Here is a 25,532-nt window from a genome sequence, read left to right on the forward strand (position 1 = left end):
GTATAGTTAATTTTTGTTTATACCGTCGTACCTCACTTTAGCTTTGTCAAACCCCTTTCTATTAAGTTGTGAGAAATAAACCTATCTTAAAATATAAAAAAATCGAGAATTCGTAGTTTAATAACGAAATTCTCGTTCTTATCCTTTTGAATATACTCAATTTTCCACAAAAACAAACAAGTAGTATATCTGTTCTAGCTACTAGAATGACATACTACTTGTTATTAAAATACTTAACTAAATTTTATTAGTTATCTTTTTTCTCTATATTTCTACGTGACTGACGCTTTTCAAGAATGTCAGATTCATAATCTTCTTGTTGACTCTTGATATATTCTTGTAAGCGGCGTTTATTCGGAGTCAATGTTAAACCTAGGAATTTACGTTCCTGGTTCGCATCCTTGTAGAAACTTACCATCATGAGTATGACGACAAAGGAGAATGGGAATGCACTAATAATTGCAGCACTTTGAATCGCATTTAAAGCTTCAGCGCCGTTACCGCCACCAGCTAATAAAAGTACAAATGCTATTAAGGCCTGTGAAATTCCCCAAACAACTTTTACCATACTAGATGGATTTAATGAACCAAATGTTGTTTGCATTCCTAATACAAATGTTGCTGAGTCAGCAGATGTAATAAAGAATGATGCAATTAATAATAATGCAATCAACGATAAAACAATACCAAATGGCACATGATTAAACACTCCAAATAGCTGTGTTTCAGGAGTCATATCAAAAATTTCTTTGTGTTTCTTACCTGTCTCGATGCCTAATACACCAAAGACACTAAACCATACAAAACTAACAATTGCTGGAACTAGCAAGACACCAGAAATGAACTCTCTAATTGAACGTCCTTTTGAAACTCGTGCAATAAACACTCCAACGAATGGGCTCCAACTTAACCACCAACCCCAGTAATAAAGTGTCCATGAAGACATCCATTCACGTTTTTGAGGATTTAAAGCAGCTGTATCAAAACTATTAAACAAGAATGTGTTTAGTAAACTACCCGTAGAGCTAGTTAACATATTTAAAATAAGAACAGTTGGTCCAACAATTAAAGCAGCTACCATTAAAATAGTACCTAAACCAATGTTCAAGTTACTTAAGTATTGAATACCTTTACTTAATCCAGACCATGCACTTGCTATAAATAAGATAGTAACAACAATGATGATAATCGCTTGTACAAACGTATTGTTTGGAACATTGAACAAGTAATGTAAACCACCATTAATTTGTAGAGCACCCATACCTAACGAAACGGCTACCCCAACGATTGTCGCAAATACAGATAAAACGTCAATAAAAATCCCAATAGGTCCTTCCACTTTATCACCTAAAAGAGGACGTAAAGTTCTAGATAATAAACCTGGTTCACCTTTACGGAATTGCGAATATGCCAACGCTAACGCAACAACACCATAAACAGCCCAAGCATGGAATCCCCAATGGAAAAATGTTGAACGTAGAGCTTCAGTATAAGCTTCAGTAGTTTTGGGATCTGCTGTAGGTGGCGTAGCAAAGTGCGCCATCGGTTCAGCTGCACCATAAAACACCAAACCTATCCCCATACCAGCACTAAACAACATAGCAAACCATGAAATTGTATTAAACTCAGGTTTGTCATTTGGTTTACCTAGTTTAAGTTTTCCAATAGGACTAAAAATAAGGAATATACAGAAGAACACGATAATCGTAGTAAGAATAAGATAATACCAACCTAACTTTTCTGTAATCCACATTTTAATATTATTGGTAACATAGTTGAATTGTTCAGGTAAAAATGCACCAAGTAATACGACTATAGCAACAACAATTGCACTATAGATGAAGACTGGTGAATACTTCTTTCCATTTGGATTCTCTGGTGAAGAAGAATTCATAATTAATTACTCCCTTCAATTCTATATTTAATTTTATGTAGTAGAATAAAAATATTATCTAAACATTTTATTCAATAACTCACGCACCTTTATAGGATAACAAAGGTCTTTGCGATAATCAAATTTTCTTGAATAATCTATTTTCTAATTTTTTTATTTGTTGTATAATTGAGGTTACATTTAAAAAAGAGAGGTTGAGTGTAATGTTAAAAGAATTCAAAGAGTTCGCCTTAAAAGGTAACGTCTTAGATTTAGCAATTGCTGTTGTGATGGGTGCAGCTTTCAACAAGATTATATCTTCATTAGTAGAAAATATCATCATGCCATTAATTGGTAAAATTTTCGGATCAGTTGATTTTGCTAAAGAATGGTCATTCTGGGGTATTAAATACGGTTTATTTATCCAATCTGTTATCGACTTTATTATCATCGCGTTTGCTTTATTCATCTTTGTTAAGATTGCAAATACATTAATGAAGAAAGAAGAAGCCGAAGAAGAAGCAGTTGTGGAAGAAAATGTTGTGTTATTAACTGAAATCAGAGATTTATTACGTGAGAAAAAATAATTTTTAAATAAAAAGAGATGGGCTAAGGTTGTTCTATACATTCCAAAGTACCATCTCTATTTTTTATGTTTTAATTTCTTTTGAATCTTGTTGAACTCTGATATTGATCTGATTTCACTTCTAAAACTAAAGGTATTCTATTTTTCAATTCGCTCACATGTGAAATAATCCCAACCATTCTACCAGTTGATTTAAGATTTAACAAAGTGTCTAACGCTGTTTCAAGTGTTTCTTGATCTAATGTACCGAATCCTTCATCAATAAATATTGATTCTAGTGAAATACCTCCTGATTGCTGCTGTACAATTTCGCTTAACCCTAAAGCTAATGCAAGCGACGATTGGAAAGTTTCTCCACCTGATAACGAGCTAATATGTCTAGACTTATTTGAATGCAAATCAAATACATCAATTTCTAGGCCACTAAGACCATGAGAAACCGCTTCTCGCCTAATTAGTTGGTATCGATTATCTGACATTGTTGCTAATCTCAGATTTGCTTGAGCAATAATTTGATCTAAATAGTAAATTAAGACAAAGTTTTCCAATGTAAGATTTTTGTTGTTCTTACCACTGACAATCTCAGCCAATTGAAATATTTCTTGTTGATTCTTTAATTCTTGATTTAAGTAATTAATATGCGAAACTATAGATTGTGTTTTTTTAATATTATTTTGACATTGATAATGAACAGCAGAGTATTCATCTATCAGTGTATTCATCTTTCCTTTTTTCAGTTCATATTCATCTATTAATTTATCAGAGTCCAATAACTCTTTATCCTTGGTTAATGATTCTAACCTAGCTATTTCCATTTCAAATTCATGATAACATTTTTTATAAGTATCCCTTTTCTGCTCTAATTCCTCTTGCTCGCCCCTCCAGGCTATTATTTCATTTATATCATTGTCATCAGTTAAATTCAGCCTCGACATTTCCATTTCAATAGACTGTTCATTCAATTCTAAGTCATTATTGTAAGTTTCTAGTTGATTTTCATAGTGATTTAGATTATTTTGCTCAATTAACTTTCTTTGAGACAATTGTATTAACTTATCTTCAATCTCCTTTGAGTGTTCTTGATGTTGATTCACATCTTGAACATACTTCTTATAATCCACTTCAAAATTAGTGATATTATTATATTTTGAGAGTGTTTCAAATTCAGTGATGAGATCTCGACATAATTTCAACTCAGATTCATTTTTATTTAGACGCAATTGTTTATTATGAATTTGCAACGTTAGATTATCTTTTTCTTCTTTCATTTGTTCTATAAATTTATTAAGATCTCTTTGATTATTCAATGCATTTTCATTTTCTAGCAGACGCTTATTCAATACTTCGAGTGAAAGATCACTTTGCGTTTTAATATTAATATTCGATATTTTTTCATTAACAAATTTAATTTCAGAATTATGCACAGCAATATTCGATTTCATAGTGTGGATATTTGCTTCAATTTCTTTAATTTCATTTTGACGTTTAGCAATACTGTCAAAATCAATATGATGCCCTAAATCCTGAATTTCATTACCACATATCGGACATTGATCTCCAATCTTTACAGCAGATTTAATTTCACTTATAAAGCTTTCTTTATCATTTAAGTCCAATTTTGATTTATCGTAGCGTTCTAATTTTATTTCGAGATTCTTCAATATAGTTTTTTCTTCATTAATTTGATTCTCTAACTCTTGCTTACTACCTAATAGTTTATCTAATTCAGCTTTAGCTTTTTCATTTTCTTTAATTACATTAATTTCATTATTTATGTTAGTTATCGCATTATTTAGTTCGATAATTTTCTCGTAATCACTTTCATTATTACCTATTGAATTTTCGACCTTTTCTAAACCTTTGATTAGATTATTTAATTCATCACCTAATTGTTCACCCTCAGTTCTCAAGCGTTCAATATTGAGATAACTTTGTTGATACTTATAAATATCGTTAAATAATACTCTAGTTTTATCAATAAAAGAGATTTTACTTTCAATTAAATCTCCGTTTTCTTCTAACATTTTTTTCTCTTTGTCTATGTTTCGTTTATCACAATCAAGATTCAATATTTTATTATTGGTTTTAGAAATATCTTTTTTGCTATTAGCAATTTTGCTTTCAATTTTTTCTCTATTTTCAATATAATTCAATAGGTTTGTAATATCTTGTAACAACTTTAACTTAGCTTCAATTTCCTCTATTTCAGGTTGTTGCTCTTTCAATTGAACGAAATCAATTTTATTTTTGTTGAGTTGATTAATATTATCTTTTAATATATTATTTTCTAGTGTTTTCTTTTCTATTATTTCATATTCTTTAATAGCAGTTTCTTTACTTTCATTCACAAATGCTAGTATTTCTTTCGACCTAGCTTGTAAAAGTGGTATATTTTCAATCACTTTGTCTATCTGTTGAGTGGCAACCTCTAATAAGCCTTTTATTTTGTCATCATCAAATGATTCAATTTCTTGCCATAAAAGGTCAATTTGTTGATATCTATTCTCGATTTGAGCTTTTTCTTTTTTTACTTCTTCTTTTAATATTTCTCGTATAGCTTCAAATTTTTCACTGTCAAACAGTGTTCTTAATATCCCTTGCTTTTCACGACTGTTTGATATTAAAAAGCGTTTGAATTCACCTTGAGGCAAAATAAACAATTGTCGGAATTGATCTGCATTTACTCCTAATAATTCAATAATGAATTGGGTACCTGAAATTACTTTACTTTCTCTAATTTCATACTTGCCATCCACCATCTCAAATACATCAAATTTAGCGTTCGTTTTTGTTGTATTACCTTCTTTGATATAAGGGCCTTGTCTATGCACTTTATAAATTCGATGATTTAATTGAAATTCAAACGTTACTGACATCGGCTGTTTACCATCAGCGAAATGACTTCTCAAATCATTTTCTTCTCTTTGTTCAGTTGATGCTTTACCAAACAAGGCATAAGTCATTGCATCAAAAATCATTGTTTTACCCGATCCAGTCTTACCACTTATTAAAAACAATTCATTATTATCAATTTTAGAAAAATCAATTTCTTCTTTTAAAAAGGGTCCGAAATTATTCAACTTTAAATGTAATGGTTTCATTCATTAATCCTCCTTTCTCAATCCGTTTTCTAAAATATTTTTTATCTTTTTAGATTGGATATCCGATAATTCTTTATCAGTTATATGTTTATAAAACATTTCGATGATTGACATGTCATCTTTTTCTCTTATTTCTATAGCGTTATTTTCTTCATTGTAATTAAAAGTTTCATTCGTCAGCGCTAAAGTATTAGGATAAATTTGTTTTAAACTCATCATTGGATCAGTAATATGGGACATATTTTTAAGTTTAAAATGTAAATAATTATCTTTATTTTTCACATGAACTTTTTCATTAATAACATCATTATATTCGCCCGAGATAATTTCCAATTGTCTAAGCGGCTTAAGAGGAATAAATACATCGTTAATAATGCCATCGTTAATTGTTACACGTCTATACCCTTTAGCTTGACCCGCTTCCGAAAATGAATACTGCAATAAGGAGCCACTATATTTAATTTTGTCGTCTTCTATACTAAATGGATGATGCAAGTGACCTAGCATGACATAATCAAATATATCAAAAACACCTTTCTGAACTGACTCAACCGTTCCAATAGTTAATGGTCTTTCAGAATCAGATGTCTTTCCACCTTGAACAGTCAGATGACTAATTAAAATATTGACGGCATCTTCATCAATTGCCGGTGCTATTGTTTCAATACAGCGCGTAATTCCCTGTTGATGCGTTTCAATGGTGTCATCTTCAAAATAGTGTTTCATTTCGCTCACAGTAGCATAAGGGAGTGTATAAAAATTAACCCCATTTATCTCTATTGGCGAATTAATCGATGTAAAATCTGTTCTTATAAATAACTGATTATGTTCAAACCAACTCGCCCCATAGTTTAATCTCTCTTTACCATCGTGATTTCCGCTAATCATAATTATTGGTATACGCAGTTCTAAATTTAGCTTTCCAATCGCTTGTTCTAATAACATGATTGCATCTTTACTTGGATATGTTGTGTCATATAAATCTCCAGCTATCACAATGATATCAGGTTCTTCTTCTTTCATTTTTTCTACGAACATATCTAAAATATACGCTTGATCTTCTAAAAGCTGTTTGCCATTTAATATTTTCCCTAAGTGCCAGTCTGCTGTATGTATAATTTTCATTACTGCCTCCATATAGAACATTTGTTCGCTTTTTATTTTAATATAAACATTTCACCTTTTCAAGTAAAATTAAAACCACTCATTGACTGATTTAAAAGTCGATCACAAGTGGTTTTAAAAGTAATTAATTGATTAATGTTTTCTTTAGTTTTTTGTATTTATATAGCATTGCTGCTCTCCAAGGAACAATCATACAGAATGCTAATAAAAAGAACATGCCGCCTAATTCTCCAGGATCTATTTCATTACTAATGAATATTTTCATCACAGTACGAATGATAAGTAATGAAATCAAAATAACTGGAAATGCTTTAGATCGTTTCATATAAATTTCTGTACCTTTGACTTCAAATCGAGAAGTCCAAATTAGAACTGTAGAAAAAAGCAAACCAATTATAAAGGCTTCTAGCATTTCCGATCCAGTTAGCCTAAAATATGGAACGACGTACATCAATGCACCAGTCGCCATAAAAAACGGTGGCAAAACTATTTTTTTCTCATTTACCGGATAATTTTGAGCTTTCATACGAATAACTATAACTATAGTTCCCATAAATAAAGCTACAATGATTGAAAATAATAAATAGAGCACGCAGACACCTTCTCGTTAAATAAACTCTCTGTAAATCATACAAAATGAATTATAGCATTTCTCAGTCTATTCGTCATTTTGTTAACTTTAATTTTAATAAACATATTTATTCTTATAAATTTGATTATAAAAAGAGGCCATTTCCATATCTGGAAAATAGCCTCTATCAATTGCGAATTTACTTTTTCGCACTCTTCATATTTTGATCCATATTTTTATTCATCATCGTCATCATTTGATTAATTTTCTTCTGAGAAGGTTTTTGACCCATTTGCATCATCATCATACGAAGCATTTCTTCGTTGATTGGTGGGTTTTTCTTCAAGTAGTCCATCATATATTTTCTAGCTAAAAGGAAACCTCCAATTAAACCTAAAATTAATGCAGCTACTATAAAAATAATTGCTAACCAAGTTGCCATTGTTTCACCCGCTTTCTTTATCCTACTGAATTTTACTAAATTCATCACATTATTTCAAGAACTAGTTTATTCAAGTATTTTAATATCGATACTAAAAATAATATCAAAAATCATGCTGTTATAACAGAGGTTTTAAAGATTAATCTGAAATAGTATATTTTCAAAAGTTATCACTTATGATGTAGTTTGAGTGCTATACTCTAAATTTCAACACTTTAAAAAAAGCCTAAGATTATGCATCCTAGACTTCTAAACATACTCGCTTTATAAATTATTCTTATAAGCTCATAACTTGGTTTAAGATATTTTCTTTTGTAAAGCCATATTTTTCAACTACTAGATCGCCAGGTGCACTTGCGCCAAAGCCGTCAATAGCAATAACTTTACCTGCAGTACCTACATATTTATGCCATCCTAGCGGTGAAGCCATTTCAATCGCAACACGTTTTGTTACGCTTGATGGAATAACTGATTCTTTATATTCTTCAGATTGTTGTTCAAATGCATTCCAGTTAGGCATTGAAACAACACGCACTGATTTACCTTGTTTTTCAAGATCTTTAGCAGCTTCAACTGCAAGATTAACTTCTGAACCTGAAGCTAATAATAGGAATTCTGGTGTCTCTTCAGAGCCATAAACTGTATAGGCACCTTTTCGAACGCCTTCTTCAACTACATCTTCTGGTACATCTAAAACCGGTAAGTTTTGACGTGTCAATACTAATGAAGTAGGTGTAGATTCAGATTCTAAGGCAACTTCCCATGCTACTCTTGTTTCATTACCATCAGCAGGACGGATAACATTCATATTTGGAATGGCTCTTAGTCCAGCTAATTGTTCAATTGGTTCATGAGTAGGACCATCTTCACCTACTGCAATTGAATCATGTGTGAAGATGAACGTAGCATTTAATCCCATAATTGATGATAAGCGTAACGCTGGTTTTAAATAATCACTAAATACGAAGAATGTTGCACCATATGGATGTAAACCTCCATGTGCAGCCATACCATTTACAGCAGCACCCATAGCAAATTCACGTACACCAAACCACACATTTTTACCTTCAGGTGTTTCAGAACTATAATCAGTTGCATCATTTACATTGGATTTGTTTGAACCAGCAAGGTCTGCTGATCCACCAAAGAATGAAGGGACAGTTTTACTGATTGCTTGAATAACAGTACCAGAATCAGCACGAGATGCACCATTATGACCAAGTTCAAAACGTGGTAATTCATCCTTATAATTTTTAGGCAATTTACCACTAATCGCTAATTTAAATTCTTCTGCTAATTCAGGATATGTTTCTGCATATTTTTCTAATAATGAATTCCATTGAGATTCATCTTCATTAGCACGTTTTAACATAGTATTTTGGAAAATTTCGTATACTTCTTCTGAAACATTAAAACGTTTTTCAGGATCTAAACCATAATTTTCGAATGTTAATTTTCTTTCATCTTCACCTAAAGGTGCCCCATGAACACCATTAGTTCCTGCTTTATTCGGTGAACCAAATCCGATTGTTGTTTTAACTTCAATAATCGTTGGTCCTTCTTGAGATTTAGCAGTAGTAATCGCATTATCAATTTCTTCTAAATCATTACCATCTTTAACTAGTAAGTAATTCCAACCATATGCTTCAAAACGAGCTTTTGTGTTTTCAGAAAAAGCTTTGTTTAATTCGCCATCTAATGAAATATCATTTGAATCGTATAAAACAACTAATTTACTTAATTTATTATGTCCAGCAAATGAAGCTGCTTCATGCGAAATACCTTCCATTAAATCACCGTCAGAAGCTAATACATATGTGTAATGATCTACAACATTATATCCTTCTTTATTAAATTTCCCTGCTAGGTGATCTTCTGCTAAAGCTAATCCTACTGACATAGCAAAACCTTGTCCAAGTGGTCCAGTAGTAACTTCTACACCATCAGTATGTCTGTATTCAGGATGACCTGGTGTTTTAGAACCCCATTGTCTAAATTGCTTTAATTCTTCTAATTCTAAACTACCAGAAACATGTAACAAGCTATACAATAATGCTGAACCATGCCCTGCCGATAATACGAAACGGTCTCTATTGAAGTAATCTTTAGATTGTGGATTAAAATTCAGATGACGTGTCCACAAAGTGTAAGCCATTGGGGCAGCTCCCATAGGTAATCCTGGATGACCAGAATTCGCTTTTTCGATTGTGTCGATACTTAGTGCACGTAGCGTATCAACAGCTAATTGATCTTTTTCATTAAACATCTTGTGTATCTTCCCTTCTTCAATTTTATCAAATACATTATAACTTATTTTAAAATAAAAAGATAAGTAAAATACTTATTTCAAGTTATAATGTCAGAAAATTCTTTACAGATTTGTGATTTAATTTTTATTATCTCTTTTTTGTTGTATCTCTTTAATTTTTTCAGGTGTTACATCATTACCTTCTGGATCAATTACTTTAGTATTTTCAATTTGTTGTTTAAACCCTTTTCTAAAACTCTCAAGATAAGCTTTTCTTAAGGCTGTTTGCTCCTTTGCTTCTTCTTGAGTTAATCCTACTTCTTTTTTCTTTTTAGCTAACTCGTTAATTCTTTCGATATTCAAATCAGAATTACTCAATTAAAAAACCTACCTTCAATTTGTTTATTCAATCATTATAATACTTTAACAAAATATAACAAATTTAAGATCAGCAAAAAAGTAATAAAAAACGCTATTTCGCAAAAATAGGCAAAATAACGTTGTGACAATGTATCAATTTATTAAAGCGAACACTTTCCCATCTCTTTGTTCGCTATTGTTTGTAGGGTCTTTATGTTCGTATGTTTTATTTATCGTATTGTTCTTAATTTGATGGTCAGTCATTTCGTACACTTGTTCCGAGTGAGCACTAACGTTCGCACTTAACAAGAATATTGCAAAGGCTACACTTGAAACTAAAAATATGATGATATATGTTGATACGTTTTTATATTTATTGTAAAACATCATTTTCACTCCTAGAACATTTGTTTGTACAAGTAATTTATCAGAACTTATGTTCTGTGTCAATATTTTAACGAACAAATGTTTGTTTTGATTGTGAATTAATGATATACTGTATTTAAATTAATTTAGGGAGTGCCTATATATGAGAGAATTAACAAAACGACAAAGCGAAATATATAACTATATTAAACAAGTTGTTCAAATGAAAGGTTATCCGCCTAGTGTTCGCGAAATTGGTGAAGCAGTTGGCTTAGCATCCAGTTCAACTGTTCATGGTCACCTTTCACGTCTTGAAGAAAAAGGCTATATAAGAAGAGATCCAACGAAACCACGTGCTATAGAAATTGTAAGTGATCAAACAAATGATAATATTAATATGGAAGAAACGATTCATGTGCCAGTTATTGGTAAAGTCACAGCAGGTGTTCCTATTACCGCAGTAGAAAATATTGAAGAGTATTTTCCATTACCTGAACACTTAACATCGACACATAATAGCGACATATTCATATTAAACGTCGTAGGCGACAGTATGATTGAGGCTGGTATATTAGACGGAGACAAAGTAATTGTTCGCAGTCAAACCATAGCAGAAAATGGAGACATTATTGTTGCTATGACTGAGGAAGATGAAGCAACTGTCAAACGCTTCTATAAAGAAAAAAATCGTTATCGATTACAACCTGAAAATAGTACAATGGAGCCAATTTACCTCGACAATGTTGCTGTAATTGGGAAAGTAATTGGTTTGTACCGCGAAATGTAATATTTTAAACCGTTATATATTATCGTAATTGTTAAACCCTCATTTTTATAAATTTTGGACCTCTTGAAAAAGTTTCGTTTTCAAGAGGTTTTATTTATTCTAATCTAAATTCAGTTCAAACAGAAATTGCGAATTGTTAGATAATCTCATTCTTTAATATAAATTTTGAATTACAGATTCCTGCAAAATGTTACACAAATTAAAACTCGCCCCCGTAATAATTTACAGGAGCGAGCCATTATTATTTTTTTCTTTCTTTTTTATTAAGTATATCTTTGACGCGTTCAAGTATATCCGCATCTTTTGGTTTATCTGTTGTCATCATGTTTATCTACTTCCTTACAGACAAACATTACCCTTTAAACTCATACCAAAAACATTAACCAGTATAATTTTCTGTCCAAAAAGGTTGTTTTTCATCATTAAAATCAACACCAACACCTAATATTTTAAACGTATCATTTAAAATATTTTTTCTGTGACCAATAGAATTCATTAATCCTTGATGTGCATAGATACTACTAACTTGACCATATGCTAAATTCTCTCCGGCTGAGTTAAATGTAATACCATCTTTTTTCAATCGATCAAATGGTGATTGACCTTTTAAATTTGTATGATCAAAATAATGATTTTCGGCCATATCTTTACTATGCTTACGAGCAGTTTCAGAATTCTGTTTAGAATACTTCAATGTAGATAATTGATGTTGTTTTCTTTCAGCATTAACTAAATCAAAATTTTGTAGTTCAAAACTATCTGCAAGCGATTTCGAAGGTGCTCCATATTGTTCTTTTAATCTATTTTCCATAGCATCACTTACTTGTAAAACAGCTGTTACATTATTACGTCGATGCTTATCATAAAATACCGTCGTATAAATGTGATTTTTATGGAAAACATCATATTCTTTATTATTTTGTTCGTAACGCACTCTACCTTTAACAATCTCTGTTTCTGGTTCGCCTAATCTTTGCCTTACAACCGATTTCGGTGTATTGTATTTAATTTTTGATTTTGAAGTGATGATATTTTGATTTGTATATAACACATTAACTTTATCTTTAATGTAACTTATCATTATAAAATTATTGTAATCGTCATCATAATACGTATACCACTTCGTACCATATTCATTAAATGTCACTCTTTTTGGTTTATTTAATGTTTTCTCAACATCTGATTTCGACATGTTCATTTGTATATTGTTAAAGGCAAATTGTTGTTTCTTCGGCGTATCCAATTTATTTTCCGCAGAAATTGTTTCTTTATTGATGTGAATGTCAATATATTGTCTTACTTCATTTTGTAAATGAATGAATGGTTTAAATTCTGTTATTGGCGCAATGATAATAATTGATAAAAACGCAACAACAGTTACTATGAATTTTTTAATTTACATCACCTACTATAAATATTAATCTCTATCACCGTTGAAAATAGAGTTTCTAACAATAACATAATCTACAGTACGTAATGATTTCAAGTCTTTTCCACCGGCATATGAAATTGAGCTTTGTAAATCTTGTTGCATTTCTTTTAAGGTATCCATTAATGACCCCTTATGTTCTACAAACATTTTTTTACCTTCTACATTTTTATGTTCGCCTTTTTGAAATTCAGATGCACTACCAAAATATTCTTTATACTGTTTACCATCAAGTTCTACAGTTTCACCAGGTGATTCTTCGTGTGCCGCAAATAATGAACCAATCATGACCATTGATGCACCAAATCTAATTGACTTAGCGATGTCGCCATGCGTTCTTATACCACCATCGGCAATCAAAGGTTTACGAGCTGCTTTACTACATATGTTTAATGCCGCTAACTGCCAACCACCAGTACCAAAACCTGTTTTAATCTTTGTAATACAAACTCTACCAGGACCTATACCGACTTTGGTAGCATCAGCACCAGCATTTTCTAATTCTCTAACACCTTCTGGCGTACCAACATTACCAGCAATAACAAAACTATCAGGTATATGGGTTTTTATATGTTTAATCATGTTTATCACTGAATCTGAGTGACCATGCGCAATATCTATTGTAATATATTCGGGGATTAATTTTTCTTGAGCTAACTTTTCAATAAAATCAAATTCCGCTTTCTTTACACCAACTGAAATAGATGCAAATAAGCCTGAATTTTGCATATGTTTTATAAAAGGTATTCTTGCTTCTTCATCAAAACGATGCATGATATAAAAGTAATCATTTTCAGCAAACCATTTCGCTAATTTCTCATTCATAACTGTTTGCATATTTGCAGGAACTACAGGTAGCTTGAATTTTTTCGGACCAAATTGGATAGTTGTATCACATTCAGACCTACTTTCAACTATGCATTTATTAGGTATTAATTGAATATCTTCGTAATCAAATATTTTCACTTTAAATAGCCCCTTTAAAAACTAATTATTTTTAAATGCAAATTAAAAACCGAATGTTTCCTTATTAATATGAGAAAACATTCAGTTTATAGCATTCGTATATACTGTACATTGTTTTATTGATATTGTAAATGGGCTAAAGTACGAAATTTGATTTTACCAACTTGATTTTTTAACACCTGGAATTTGTCCTTTGTGCGCATGTTCTCTAAACGCAATACGAGACATTTCAAATTTACGTAATACACCTCTAGGTCTTCCAGTTACTTTACATCTTCTAGTTAAACGTGTAGGTGATGAATCTCTTGGTAATTTTCTTAACGCTTCGTAATCACCTTTTGCTTTTAACTCTTTACGTAATTCGTAATATTTATTTACTAACTCTTCTCTTTTTCTCTCTTTTGCTATTTTAGATTTCTTAGCCATATATAGTTACCTCACTTTTTATCAAATCGTAATTATTACGATTTATATAATAACACAATCCTCACATAATTCAACAGTAAAGTTTCATTTCTTTGTTAAATTATTTTCTAAACCATCATATTTAACATTAAAATGTATTGTCGAACATTTATAAAACATATCCACAATTACTTCGTACTTATTAAATTCCGCTTTGAAATTTTAAATTCTACTATATTAAATACTCTTTCAAGCATTCGCTAACAAAATGACTTTATAAAATCAGTAATCTATTTCCTTCTATAAATATTCTCAAATTTTAATAAAGTAACAACTAATACAATCATAAATTGTTCTATCGATGAAACTCAATTCATTAATCACTCTTCACAAAAATTTCATAAAAAAGCGAGCTCCCCAATATAATAGGTAAGCCCGCTTTATTTTCAAATCGTCGTATTTGAATGATAAGAATTACTTAGTTTCACGATGTAACGTATATTTGTTTAATCTTGGGCAATATTTTTTCATTTCAATACGCTCAGGATTATTACGTTTATTTTTAGTAGTGATATAGTTACGATCGCCACATTCTGTGCATGCTAATGTTACGTTTACGCGCACGTTAAACACCCTCTCTTGTTAGGAATCTTTACGATTTATTATGATATCATAAACTGCTCAACTACGCAATATAGAAACTACATATCAAATTTATTTTTCAAAGTTTTCGTATGTTTCATCATTTTCAGTTTCAAGATCAATAGAATTTATATCAATACCTAATGCTTTTGCAACACCTTTACCATATTCTGGGTCAGCTTTGTAACAATGACGAATATGACGTCGTTTAACATCATCCGTTACGCCTTCCATTGCATTTGCTGTATTTGTAAAAATTCTTTCTTTAGCGTCCTCTGATTGTAATCTAAACAATTTACCTGGTTGTTCAAAATAATTATCATCATCTTGACGTTGATTATATTCATAGCCGTATCCATCAGTTGGGAATGGCGGCTTTTTATATTCAGGTTGAGAATCAAATTTACCATGGTTATTTGGATAATAATGTGTTCCTCCACCTTGGTTATTGTCAACTACGCGCATTTGACCATCTCTACTAAAAGGACAAATATTTTCAATACCAACACCTTTAGGTTGGTTTACAGGAATCTGCCAATGATTAACTCCTAATCGATATCTTTGCGCATCGCCATATGAGAATAAACGCCCTTGCAGCATTTTGTCTGGAGAAAAATCTAATCCTGGAATAATATTAGTTGGTGCAAACGCAGCTTGTTCAACATCCATAAAGTAATTATCTGGATTTCTATTTAATTCAAACTCTCCAACTTCAATTAGAGGATACTCATCGTGATACCATACTTTTGTTAAATCAAATGGATTATCTTTATGATTTTTAGCTTGTTCCTCAGTCATTACTTGAATATACATTGTCCATTTTGGATAATCACCTTTTTCAATGGCTTCGAATAAATCGCGTTGAGATGAATCGCGATCTGTAGCTATAATTTCAGCAGCTTCTTCATCAGTTAAGTTCTCAATACCTTGTTGAGTTCTAAAATGGAATTTAACCCAAACACGTTCACCAGAATCATTATACATAGAGTATGTGTGTGAACCGAACCCATGCATATGACGTAAATCTTTAGGAATCCCTCTATCTGACATTAAGATCGTTACTTGGTGCAATGCTTCTGGAAGTCCCGTCCAGAAATCCCAGTTATTTTGTGCATCTCTCATATTTGTTCTAGGATCTCGTTTCACCGCACGATTTAAACTAACAAATAACTTTGGATCTCTAAAGAAGAATACTGGTGTGTTATTCCCTACTAAATCCCAGTTTCCTTCTTCAGTGTAGAACTTTAACGCAAATCCTCGAATGTCACGCTCCGCATCAGCAGCACCACGTTCTCCTGCTACAGTAGAAAAACGGGCAAACATTTCGGTTTGCTTACCTATTTCAGAGAATATTTTAGCATTCGTATATTTTGTTATATCTTTAGTTACAGTAAATGTCCCAAATGCACCAGAACCTTTGGCATGCATTCGACGTTCTGGTATTACTTCTCTATCAAATTGAGACATTTGCTCTAAAAAGTAAATATCTTGCATTAAAAGAGGTCCCCTAGGCCCTGCTGTCATACTATTTTCTCGATCTGATACTGGATGCCCAAAAACACCAGTTAACTTTTTGTCTTTTTGTGACATAGTCATCCCTCCACAATTTATAATAATTATAATTTAATACATATTATAATTTAACCCCATCAGAATTACAATTAAACATGCTCAAGATGATTAAAAAATCAGAAAATTTTAATTTTTTCGCTTTACAGTGCTAAATAGTTATTGAATAGTACACTTAAAAAGCTTACAATAATGGGTATATTTAAATAGATGGGAGACTAAATATGGAAGATAATAAAATGAACCGTAGTCTTAACTCAAGACACATTTCCATGATTGCTATAGGTGGTGCAATTGGGACTGGTCTATTTGTAGCTACTGGTAATATCATTTCTCAAGCTGGTCCTGGAGGCGCTATACTCGCTTATCTTGTTATTGGTGTCATGCTATATTTCTTAATGTCATCAATTGGAGAGTTGGCAACATTTTATCCAGTATCAGGTTCATTCAGCTCTTATTCAACACGCTTTATTGACTCATCTCTAGGCTTTACCATGGGATGGTTGTATTGGGCATTGTGGTCATTAGTTACAAGTGTTGATGTCATAGTAGCGTCAAATGTGCTTTATTTCTGGGACACATTTAAATTTTTCCACCCCATTACTTGGAGCTTAATCTTTATTACAATTTTACTATTATTAAACATTTTTTCTGTAAAATCATTTGGAGAAACTGAGTTTTGGTTATCATTGATTAAAGTGTTAACAATTATCGTATTCGTTATTTTTGGCTTTTTAATGATTTTCGGTATCTTAGGTGGTCATGCATATGGATTTGAAAACTATACAAAAGGCCAAGCACCGTTTGTTGGTGGTATCTCTGGTTTCTTAGGCGTATTATTAGTCGCCGGATTTTCGGTTGGTGGTACAGAAGTAGTAGCAGTAACTGCTGGTGAATCAGATGACCCTAAAAAGTCTATGCCTAAGGCAATTAAACAAGTATTTTGGCGTATTCTTTTATTCTATGTCTTATCAATTGCAGTAATTGGTGCAATTATTCCGTACACAGATCCATCATTATTAAGAGCAAGTAGTTCAATAAGTCAAAGCCCATTTACAATTGTATTCGATAGAGTAGGCATAGCCTTTGCAGCATCAGTAATCAACGCGGTTATTTTAACTTCATTATTATCCGCTGCAAATTCAGGTGTTTATACAACAGGAAGAATGTTGTATTCCTTAAGTTCAGACAAAAAAGCACCCCAATTTTTAAGTAAATTAAACAAGACAACAAAGTTACCTTTAAGAGCACTATTAACTACTTATGCAGTCGTTGTTATTGTTATTATTTATGCAAACTTTAATTCAAATGCCGTATTTAATTTACTTGAAATTATTGGTTCAATGATTATAGTTGTTTGGGGATCAAGCATTTGGTCACAAATACGATTGCGACAAGCTATTAAAAAACAAGGTCAAGATCCTAATAAGGTCCTACCATATAAAGCACCTTTTTATCCATTAGGACCAATCATTGTCATCACTACGCTATTATTCTTGCTATTTGGTGGTTCAGTTGAATATATTTTAAAAGATCAATGGTTAAATGCTTTTAAAAACTTTTTACCTTTAATCATTCTAGCGTTGATTTACTTTATTCATAAAATCATTCACAAAACAAAATTTGTAAAGCTAGAAACAATTAATTTAAAACCACACGATTATGACAATCAAAAATAAATAAATTCTCACACGGCAGATGCTTTAGATTATCTATAGCATTTGCCGCTTTTTAATGGTGTAAAGTAGATATACTTTAATATCTTTTTCTAGTATAAAGTGTATTAACTAGTATTCTGTTTATATTTTATTATGACCATGTTACCATTCTTTATTTTAGATATTTTGCATATCGTGTATAATGTAGATAACAATAACTTTTCAGGGGTGAAATTCAATGATTGGACAAACAAATTTATTTGATGATGTACTAAAGCAAGATGAGAGATTTGTTATTGTAGTTCAAGCATTAGAAGAAAAGAACGGACAATTATTAAAGCGAACTTTAAGGGAATATCCCGGTTTAAACCATAAACAAATGAATGATTTATTTACGCACTTAAAGGAATTATTTTCCGAAGAATCATTTGCTGAAAACCAATCAGCGTTCAGTATTACAGTTTATACAAATTTAGATTATACTGCTGACCAAATATATGCTCATGTAAAACGCTTCAGAGGGAAGCATGACTGGACACAAACAGCTAAATAAAATCAAGATGCTTGCAGTGATTTTAACAATTAATGTTAGATTGTCACTGCATTTTTTAATACATTCGTAATTATTCAGAATGATTCAAATTTATTTATCTACCTCCGTGACTAATTAATACTTGATTTATTTTTAAAATATACATCTACTCTATTCGCTAGATATCATTACTAATCTATAATATGTATTTCAAATCCTCCATAGTATAACTGAAGTCATTTTCACATAAATAAAGCTCCCTTCAAAGCTTTCATTTTTTCAATGTCTACTTTGAAGGGAGCATTTCAATCTTATTCAAATATCCTGTGCTTAGGCTTATTTTAAAATTTATAACAATTTTTTGAGCGCATGTGGAATACCATTTTCATTATGATCCAACGTAACATCATCTGCATATTGCTTAAGTTCATCTGATGCATTCCCCATAGCAATAGCTAGACCTGCGACTTCAAACATTGATTTATCATTCATACTATCACCAAAAGCAATGACTTGATCCACCGAATATCCCAATTTGTGACATAACGCTTTAATTGCATTACCTTTTGAAACATCTTTGGCCATAAATTCTAAGAAGAATGGCTTACTTGTCGTAGCATCTACATTATCATTGAACACACCATTCAAATCAATTCTAGCTTCAGTAATATTCGCTACATAATCAACTCCCATGACCTTGGGTACATCGCCTTGAATATATGCTTTGATATCATCAACACGTTTCATCGGTAAACCAGTTAATTCCGCTTCAATATTCATATATTCATGTTCGCTGTCGTAAATAATTTGACCATCATGATATGTAAGAACGAAAAAGCCTCTATCTCGACAATAATCTACAATTTCATCGAAATCCTGCTTACCAATCGATTTACTTACTTCTACTTCTTCATTAGTCATGTTAATCGTTTTACTGCCGTTATAACTAATAATATAGCTATGATGTTCAGGTAATTTTAAATCTCTAGCAGTTGGAATCATACCTTCAGTAGGTCTACCAGATGCTAAAACAACATAATAACCTTCATCTTGAATTGCTGTTAAATAATTTGCAGTTTCTTCTGATATCACATTATCTGAATTTAGCAATGTGTCATCCATATCTAAAACGACAACTTTATAATTTGTCATATCGCATTAAATCTCCTCTCTATTTCACATTCAATACTATTTTACAATATAAAGCGTCTATTGGTATACAATTCGTTCTTTAACACCACTAACATTAATATCTACTAATTCAGAATGACATGTAACTACATTTCTATTTAAAGCGCGAACTAATTCGCCACTATTTTCTTTGCGACTAAATATTAAAATAGTTGGTCCAGCACCACTAATCACTGTTGCATATGCATTATGTTGACTAGCAATTGTTTTCACTTCATCAAATTCAGCAATTAAATGCTGACGATACGGTTCATGAAAGCCATCTTGTTGCATGAGTTTACCTGCTAATTCATAATTGTGCTGTGCTAATGCACAAATCATTGTATTACTAATTGCACTACTTTTAACCGCTTCACTATGTGTTAATTTTTGTGGTAAAGCACGTCTTGATGCTTCTGTTTTTAGTTCATAAGTTGGTATCGTTACAATCACATCCACGTCTGGTATGTCGATATGTGCAACTGACGTTTCTTTCGAGACATCATTATAATACCCAGCGATTAAACCACCATAAATGGTCGGCGCAACATTATCAGGATGTCCTTCGATTTCAGTCGCTAATTGTAATACCTCATGTTTAGATAGTTGGATATCACCAAAATAATTTGCGATATATATAGCTCCTACTAAAGCAGAAGCTGACGAACCTAACCCTCTTGCCAATGGAATATCACTTCTCATTTCGATACATAAATTAGGCAAGTCAACACTATATTTAGCAGCAACTTGTTGTGCCACATGATAAATAAAGTTTGTTTCGTCAGTAGGTAATTGCTTCGATGCATCATCATGGAATATATATTCCCATTTTGTCCCTGATGTTTCCTTTACAGACAGATGTAAAAATTTATCTAAAGCCATACCTATAGAATCAAAGCCAACTCCAAGGTTGGCTGTTGATGCAGGAATTGTTAACTCCAAAACATTCGACATGTTATAAAGCTCCTTTAATATAATCGATAATGCTATCTTTATCATTTGGCAATGGCTTTATCGGATTATCTAGTAGTGAAATAGCAGTATCAGGATCTTTTAATCCATTACCAGTTAAAATCGCAACTACTTTTTTACCTTGAGGTAATTTACCTTGTCTATGCAATTTAATTAAACCTGCAATAGAAGCATTACTTGCTGGTTCACTAAAGACACCTTCTTTAGTTGTCATTAACTGATATGCTTCTAGAATTTCATCATCAGTAACACTATCTATTAATCCATTTGATTCTTTAAGAGCATTAGTCGCTTTATCCCAACTAGCAGGATTACCAATTCGAATAGCAGTTGCAATCGTTTCAGGATTTTTAATGACTTTATTTTGGACAATTGGTGATGCGCCTTCAGCTTGGAAGCCAAACATTTTCGGCAATTGTGATCCTTTAGCTTCTTGATATTCTTTAAAGCCTTTCCAATATGCAGTAATATTACCTGCATTACCTACAGAAATCGCTAAAATATCAGGTGCTTCACCGTCTAATTGTTGCACAATTTCAAATGAGCCTGTCTTTTGCCCTTCGATTCTAAATGGATTGACAGAGTTTACAAGCTCGATTTCGCCACTTTTTGCAATTTCTTTTACAATTTCTAAAGCTTCATCAAAGTTTCCTTCAATAGAAACGATTTCTGCACCATACATTACTGCTTGCGACAATTTACCTAATGCAATTTTACCTTCTGGTATTACGACGATAGCTTTTAAACCTGCTCTCGCTGCATATGCTGCTGCAGACGCTGATGTATTTCCAGTCGAAGCGCATATTACAATTTTCTTACCTTGCTCTTTTGCTTTTGTCACAGCCATTACCATACCGCGATCTTTAAATGAACCTGTCGGATTGGCACCTTCATACTTCACATATAAATCTATACCTAGTATTTTAGACATATTTTCACAATGAATGAGTGGTGTATTTCCCTCGTTCAATGTTAATTTTGGTGTATTTTCATTTACTGGTAAATGTGCTTTAAACTCTTCTACTAATCCTTGCCATCTTCTCATTATAATTAAACTCCTTCTACTGGGTATACTTTGTCAACTTCGTATCCATGCTTAGTGATTAATTCTTCCGGTGATGATTCCAATCCAACTATAACAGCGGCATATGATTGATTATCGTAATTTGCAACTCTTAATGATCGGTGGAATGGTAATATTGCCTTTAACTCATTTTCAAAATTTTCAATTGAACCTTTGACATGATTCACTACCACAAAGAAATTGGATTTTTCTTTAATATTAATTTCTGCATCAGAATCCATCATTTCCCTTGTTTTATCTGTCTTTAATTCAAAATGTGGTGGCAATGTGTGTAAATCTGATTCAAAGAATAATGCTACATTCAATAAATCACTGACAACGGCACTACCTGTTGCTAAACTGCCTGCTCCTTTTCCATAAAACATCGTGTCACCAACGGCATCACCAATGACATAAATCGCGTTATATTCATCCTCTACAGCTGCTAATTGATGCTTTTTATCAATTAACGTTGGTTCTACTGATGCATTAACTTTGCCATTTTCATATATTCCCTTACCAATCAATTTAATTTTATACCCCAGTTGATTGGCTACATTAATATCAGTTAAAGTTACACCACTAATTCCTCTTCGTTTAACGTCGTTTAATTTAATGACTTGGTTAAATGATAAATATGATGTAATGACAACTTTACGCGCTGCATCCACCCCTTCTACATCATCAGTTGGATCCGCTTCAGCAAAACCAAGTCTTTTCGCTTCATCAAGTGCTTCCTCAAATGTCGTTTGCTCTTTAGTCATTTTAGATAAAATAAAATTAGAGGTACCATTTAAAATTCCCATAAATTTTGAAATATTATTCGCATTCAAACCATTATTTATGGCATTTACGATCGGAATACCACCTGCTACACTCGCTTCAAACTTTAAAGCTACACCATTTTCTTCTGCTAAATCTTCTAAAAGTTTAAGATGTACTGCTAATAAATCTTTATTTGCGGTAATAACATGTTTTTTATTTTTAAGTGCTGTTCTTAACCAATCTACAGTTGGTTCAATTCCTCCCATGACTTCAACGATAATATCTAATGAATCATCATTTAAAATTTCATTAACATCTTCAGTTAAATGATATTGGCTAATATTTAGCGGTCTCTTTTTAGATTTATCTCGAACAAGAATATGCTTTATGACAATATCTTTATTTAATGTATCTTGAATTTGCTGTCGGTTCTCTTCGATGATTTTAACAACACCAGATCCGACAGTACCTAATCCTAATAATGCTATATTTAATTTTTTCATTTTATGTACCTCCGTTTGTGCTTTTGAGAAAAACAAATGTATTATTGAAAAACACTAGATGATAGTATAGTATAGAATTATTCTTTATTTTTGTAAAGTTCGTAATATTCAAAATATAAATACATAATATCATTCTTACTTACAAAACTGAATACAATTTTCTGATTTTTTAGAAAGGTTGGCATGCACTATGAAAGTTTCCAAATTCGGTGGTAGCTCCGTCTCCAATGCTACTCAAATTAAAAAGGTTTTAAATATTATTAATTCTGATCCAGAGCGAAAGATTGTTATCGTTTCTGCTCCAGGTAAAAGACATGATAATGATATTAAAACAACTGATTTGTTAATCAGATTATATGAAAAGGTCATTAATCATCTTGATTATCATGATAAAAAAAGAGAAATTATTCAGCGTTATGATGATATTGTAAAAGAATTGCAAATGGATGAAAGTATTTTACGGACGATAGATGTGACTTTGGAACATTATATTAATCAATTAAAAAATGAACCGAAGAGACTATTAGATGCATTACTTTCTTGTGGTGAAGATTTTAATGCGCAATTGATAGCTTTATATAATAATAGTCAAGGTATACCAACAAAATATATATCACCGAAGGAAGCGGGTATTTTTGTTACTGACGTCCCACAAGAAGCACAAATATTAGATAGTGCTTACTCTGAAATTAAAAAATTAAGAGATTATGATGAGAAACTAATTATCCCAGGATTTTTTGGCGTATCTCATGATGGATATATAGTTACATTTCCACGTGGCGGATCAGATATAACTGGCGCCATCATATCAAGTGGTGTTAGAGCTACAATTTATGAAAATTTCACCGATGTGTCTGGTATTTATAAAGCTAATCCAAATATCATCAAAGATCCTGAATTAATCGAAGAAATCACTTATCGAGAAATGCGTGAATTATCTTATGCTGGTTTTAGTGTTTTCCATGATGAAGCCTTACAACCACTTTATAAAGATCGCATCCCTGTGGTGATTAAAAATACGAACCGCCCTCAAGATAAAGGTACATTTATAGTGCATGATAGAGAAATAAATGCGAAAAATGTGATTAGCGGTATAAGTTGTGATAAAGATTTTACCGTTATTAATATCAAAAAGTATTTAATGAATAGACAAGTCGGCTTTACTAGAAAGATATTAGGTGTCTTAGAGGATAATAATATTTCATTTGATCATATGCCTTCAGGTATTGATACTATCAGTATCGTTATGCGTTCAAAACAAATTCAAAATAAAGAAACAAAAGTATTAAATGAAATTCGTCAAAAATGTGATGTTGATGAGCTAAGTATTGAGCATGATTTAGCAATTTTAATGATTGTCGGCGAAGGTATGAATAAAGTCATTGGTACTGCAAATAAAATTACACATGCCTTAGCTGAATCAAAAATTAACTTAAAAATGATTAACCAAGGTGCTTCGGAAATCTCGATGATGTTTGGAATTCATGTAGATGATGCTGAAAAAGCTGTATTATCTACATATGAGTTTTGCTATCACGGGGTTGCATTAAAAAACTTGTGTGATAAAAACTAAAATAAAAGCAATTCGTAACACATGTATTCAACTGCGTTATGAATTGCTTTTTCTTAATTATTTATTGTCCTCTGGATTGCATCCTTAATACGTTTCTCACCTACTACAAATTTTAAAATAAAAAATTGATAGTAGCTTAATGCATCTATGACTCGTTTATAATTGGAATAATGATGATACTGATGGTGTTGCATTAGATCATACATTAGAACGATCTCCGGTTTAATATAATCCACATCCCAATTTAAACTATGGAAGTATATGTTACTCTTAGGTATACGTATATTCGGATCCAATCTAAAAATCCATTCATCGTTTACTACATCATAAACGAAAATACTCATTATTGTTGTATCATCATATTGCACATAAACTTTTGCAATTTTTGAAAGTGATAAATCTTCTTTAGCTATTGCTTGATCTTGCTTATCTATGTATAGTAACGCATATGATTGCGGAATAACTTTCACAATATCACTTAAACGCTTACGTTCCACGCATATTTCAACAATAGAAGGTAATTTTAATTCATCATTTAAGAAAAGCTGCATGGCAACTTCACCGTGAAATTTAAATAATTGCGATGATGTTTTCATTAAATTGTCCACTAATTGTTCTTTAGCATTCATTTCATTCACTCTCAAATACACCTCCTAAGCAAGCGCTTTCACAAATATCATTATACATTTTAAAATTAATGAATTCAATCTTCAAAATACTATGAGTGACCTAATTCTGTCATTTAAATGACCGTTATAACATAAATTCGACATAAACTTGAATTCACGAATCTTTCACGTCATATTCATTGAACATCAATATCTGT

At 31.7% G+C, this 25,532-nt stretch carries 25 protein-coding genes; 6 read left to right on the plus strand and 19 right to left on the minus strand.

The annotated features are described in order from the left end of the window. Window positions 1-247 precede the first annotated feature (247 nt). Window positions 248-1,894, minus strand: coding sequence for a BCCT family transporter (locus ACXQH5_RS01270; RefSeq protein WP_001088980.1), 1,647 nt, complete (start codon window positions 1,892-1,894; stop codon window positions 248-250). A 203-nt stretch (window positions 1,895-2,097) separates the two neighbouring features. On the opposite strand from ACXQH5_RS01270, the gene mscL reads away from it, so the two are divergent. Continuing rightward, a complete protein-coding gene (gene mscL / locus ACXQH5_RS01275) occupies window positions 2,098-2,460 on the plus strand; it encodes a large conductance mechanosensitive channel protein MscL (protein WP_000910489.1) in 363 nt (120 codons plus the stop codon). A 70-nt stretch (window positions 2,461-2,530) separates the two neighbouring features. Here mscL and sbcC read toward each other — a convergent pair whose 3' ends face one another. The 8 genes from sbcC to sosA form a co-directional block, all read right to left on the minus strand. Continuing rightward, entirely contained in the window at window positions 2,531-5,560 is a 3,030-nt protein-coding gene (gene sbcC, locus ACXQH5_RS01280; RefSeq protein ID WP_000803151.1) for an exonuclease subunit SbcC, read from the minus strand. Between the two features lie 3 nt (window positions 5,561-5,563). Further along, window positions 5,564-6,685: an exonuclease subunit SbcD gene (gene sbcD, locus ACXQH5_RS01285; RefSeq protein WP_000691293.1), complete on the minus strand. Its 1,122-nt coding sequence runs from the start codon at window positions 6,683-6,685 to the stop codon at window positions 5,564-5,566. A 124-nt stretch (window positions 6,686-6,809) separates the two neighbouring features. After that, window positions 6,810-7,277, minus strand: coding sequence for a CcdC family protein (locus tag ACXQH5_RS01290; protein WP_000966175.1), 468 nt, complete (start codon window positions 7,275-7,277; stop codon window positions 6,810-6,812). 93 nt (window positions 7,278-7,370) lie between these two features. After that, window positions 7,371-7,469, minus strand: coding sequence for a hypothetical protein (locus tag ACXQH5_RS01295; protein ID WP_031845100.1), 99 nt, complete (start codon window positions 7,467-7,469; stop codon window positions 7,371-7,373). Next, a complete protein-coding gene (locus ACXQH5_RS01300; RefSeq protein WP_000246909.1) occupies window positions 7,456-7,698 on the minus strand; it encodes a YneF family protein in 243 nt (80 codons plus the stop codon). The genes ACXQH5_RS01295 and ACXQH5_RS01300 overlap by 14 nt, the downstream gene beginning before the upstream one ends. A 277-nt stretch (window positions 7,699-7,975) precedes the next feature. Continuing rightward, window positions 7,976-9,964, minus strand: a complete 1,989-nt coding sequence (tkt, locus tag ACXQH5_RS01305; RefSeq protein WP_000481447.1) for a transketolase — start codon at window positions 9,962-9,964, stop codon at window positions 7,976-7,978. A gap of 120 nt (window positions 9,965-10,084) precedes the next feature. Beyond that, window positions 10,085-10,324: a DUF896 domain-containing protein gene (locus tag ACXQH5_RS01310; RefSeq protein WP_000071351.1), complete on the minus strand. Its 240-nt coding sequence runs from the start codon at window positions 10,322-10,324 to the stop codon at window positions 10,085-10,087. A gap of 135 nt (window positions 10,325-10,459) precedes the next feature. Beyond that, the gene (gene sosA / locus ACXQH5_RS01315) at window positions 10,460-10,693 is read right to left on the minus strand and encodes a DNA damage-induced cell division inhibitor SosA (protein ID WP_000499659.1); all 234 of its coding nucleotides are present in this window, start codon (window positions 10,691-10,693) and stop codon (window positions 10,460-10,462) included. 142 nt (window positions 10,694-10,835) lie between these two features. Between sosA and lexA the strand changes: the two genes are divergently transcribed. Beyond that, a complete protein-coding gene (gene lexA / locus ACXQH5_RS01320) occupies window positions 10,836-11,459 on the plus strand; it encodes a transcriptional repressor LexA (protein WP_001208755.1) in 624 nt (207 codons plus the stop codon). A gap of 379 nt (window positions 11,460-11,838) precedes the next feature. Here the strand turns inward: lexA and ACXQH5_RS01325 are convergent, their stop codons facing one another. The 5 genes from ACXQH5_RS01325 to ACXQH5_RS01345 form a co-directional block, all read right to left on the minus strand. Beyond that, window positions 11,839-12,855 carry a CAP domain-containing protein gene (locus tag ACXQH5_RS01325; protein WP_170171895.1) on the minus strand — a complete coding sequence of 339 codons (1,017 nt, stop codon included), beginning with the start codon at window positions 12,853-12,855 and terminating at the stop codon, window positions 11,839-11,841. A 21-nt stretch (window positions 12,856-12,876) separates the two neighbouring features. Continuing rightward, window positions 12,877-13,854 (minus strand): GMP reductase, encoded by a 978-nt coding sequence (guaC, locus tag ACXQH5_RS01330; protein ID WP_000688126.1) that lies wholly within the window; start codon window positions 13,852-13,854, stop codon window positions 12,877-12,879. A gap of 156 nt (window positions 13,855-14,010) precedes the next feature. After that, a complete protein-coding gene (gene rpsN, locus ACXQH5_RS01335) occupies window positions 14,011-14,280 on the minus strand; it encodes a 30S ribosomal protein S14 (RefSeq protein WP_001085655.1) in 270 nt (89 codons plus the stop codon). Window positions 14,281-14,733: 453 nt separating this feature from the next. Continuing rightward, entirely contained in the window at window positions 14,734-14,883 is a 150-nt protein-coding gene (gene rpmG, locus ACXQH5_RS01340) for a 50S ribosomal protein L33 (protein WP_001265708.1), read from the minus strand. A 90-nt stretch (window positions 14,884-14,973) separates the two neighbouring features. Then, window positions 14,974-16,491 carry a catalase gene (locus ACXQH5_RS01345; RefSeq protein WP_000078506.1) on the minus strand — a complete coding sequence of 506 codons (1,518 nt, stop codon included), beginning with the start codon at window positions 16,489-16,491 and terminating at the stop codon, window positions 14,974-14,976. 203 nt (window positions 16,492-16,694) lie between these two features. Between ACXQH5_RS01345 and ACXQH5_RS01350 the strand changes: the two genes are divergently transcribed. The 3 genes from ACXQH5_RS01350 to ACXQH5_RS01360 all read left to right on the plus strand — a co-directional run bounded on the left by ACXQH5_RS01350 (window position 16,695) and on the right by ACXQH5_RS01360 (window position 18,681). After that, entirely contained in the window at window positions 16,695-18,149 is a 1,455-nt protein-coding gene (locus tag ACXQH5_RS01350) for an amino acid permease (protein WP_000389954.1), read from the plus strand. 138 nt (window positions 18,150-18,287) lie between these two features. Next, window positions 18,288-18,392, plus strand: coding sequence for a hypothetical protein (locus ACXQH5_RS01355; RefSeq protein ID WP_031845099.1), 105 nt, complete (start codon window positions 18,288-18,290; stop codon window positions 18,390-18,392). Further along, complete coding sequence (locus tag ACXQH5_RS01360; RefSeq protein WP_000580201.1) at window positions 18,367-18,681, plus strand: hypothetical protein; 315 nt, start codon at window positions 18,367-18,369, stop codon at window positions 18,679-18,681. The genes ACXQH5_RS01355 and ACXQH5_RS01360 overlap by 26 nt, the downstream gene beginning before the upstream one ends. 327 nt (window positions 18,682-19,008) lie before the next feature. Here ACXQH5_RS01360 and ACXQH5_RS01365 read toward each other — a convergent pair whose 3' ends face one another. The 4 genes from ACXQH5_RS01365 to ACXQH5_RS01380 are packed head-to-tail and all read right to left on the minus strand — an operon-like array spanning window position 19,009 to window position 23,133. After that, on the minus strand, window positions 19,009-19,812 hold the full coding sequence (locus ACXQH5_RS01365) for a Cof-type HAD-IIB family hydrolase (RefSeq protein WP_000186307.1): 804 nt from the start codon (window positions 19,810-19,812) through the stop codon (window positions 19,009-19,011). Between the two features lie 57 nt (window positions 19,813-19,869). Beyond that, complete coding sequence (thrB, locus tag ACXQH5_RS01370) at window positions 19,870-20,784, minus strand: homoserine kinase (RefSeq protein WP_000073175.1); 915 nt, start codon at window positions 20,782-20,784, stop codon at window positions 19,870-19,872. Window position 20,785: 1 nt separating this feature from the next. Beyond that, the gene (gene thrC, locus ACXQH5_RS01375) at window positions 20,786-21,847 is read right to left on the minus strand and encodes a threonine synthase (RefSeq protein ID WP_001255464.1); all 1,062 of its coding nucleotides are present in this window, start codon (window positions 21,845-21,847) and stop codon (window positions 20,786-20,788) included. Window positions 21,848-21,852: 5 nt separating this feature from the next. After that, window positions 21,853-23,133 (minus strand): homoserine dehydrogenase, encoded by a 1,281-nt coding sequence (locus ACXQH5_RS01380; RefSeq protein ID WP_000735867.1) that lies wholly within the window; start codon window positions 23,131-23,133, stop codon window positions 21,853-21,855. 190 nt (window positions 23,134-23,323) lie between these two features. Here ACXQH5_RS01380 and ACXQH5_RS01385 point away from each other — a divergent pair, with 190 nt between their 5' ends. Further along, window positions 23,324-24,706 (plus strand): aspartate kinase, encoded by a 1,383-nt coding sequence (locus ACXQH5_RS01385; RefSeq protein WP_000868637.1) that lies wholly within the window; start codon window positions 23,324-23,326, stop codon window positions 24,704-24,706. Between the two features lie 53 nt (window positions 24,707-24,759). Here ACXQH5_RS01385 and ACXQH5_RS01390 read toward each other — a convergent pair whose 3' ends face one another. Continuing rightward, complete coding sequence (locus ACXQH5_RS01390; RefSeq protein ID WP_031845098.1) at window positions 24,760-25,335, minus strand: hypothetical protein; 576 nt, start codon at window positions 25,333-25,335, stop codon at window positions 24,760-24,762. Between the last annotated feature and the right edge of the window lie 197 nt (window positions 25,336-25,532).

The organism is Staphylococcus sp. SA22, from assembly GCF_054165785.1.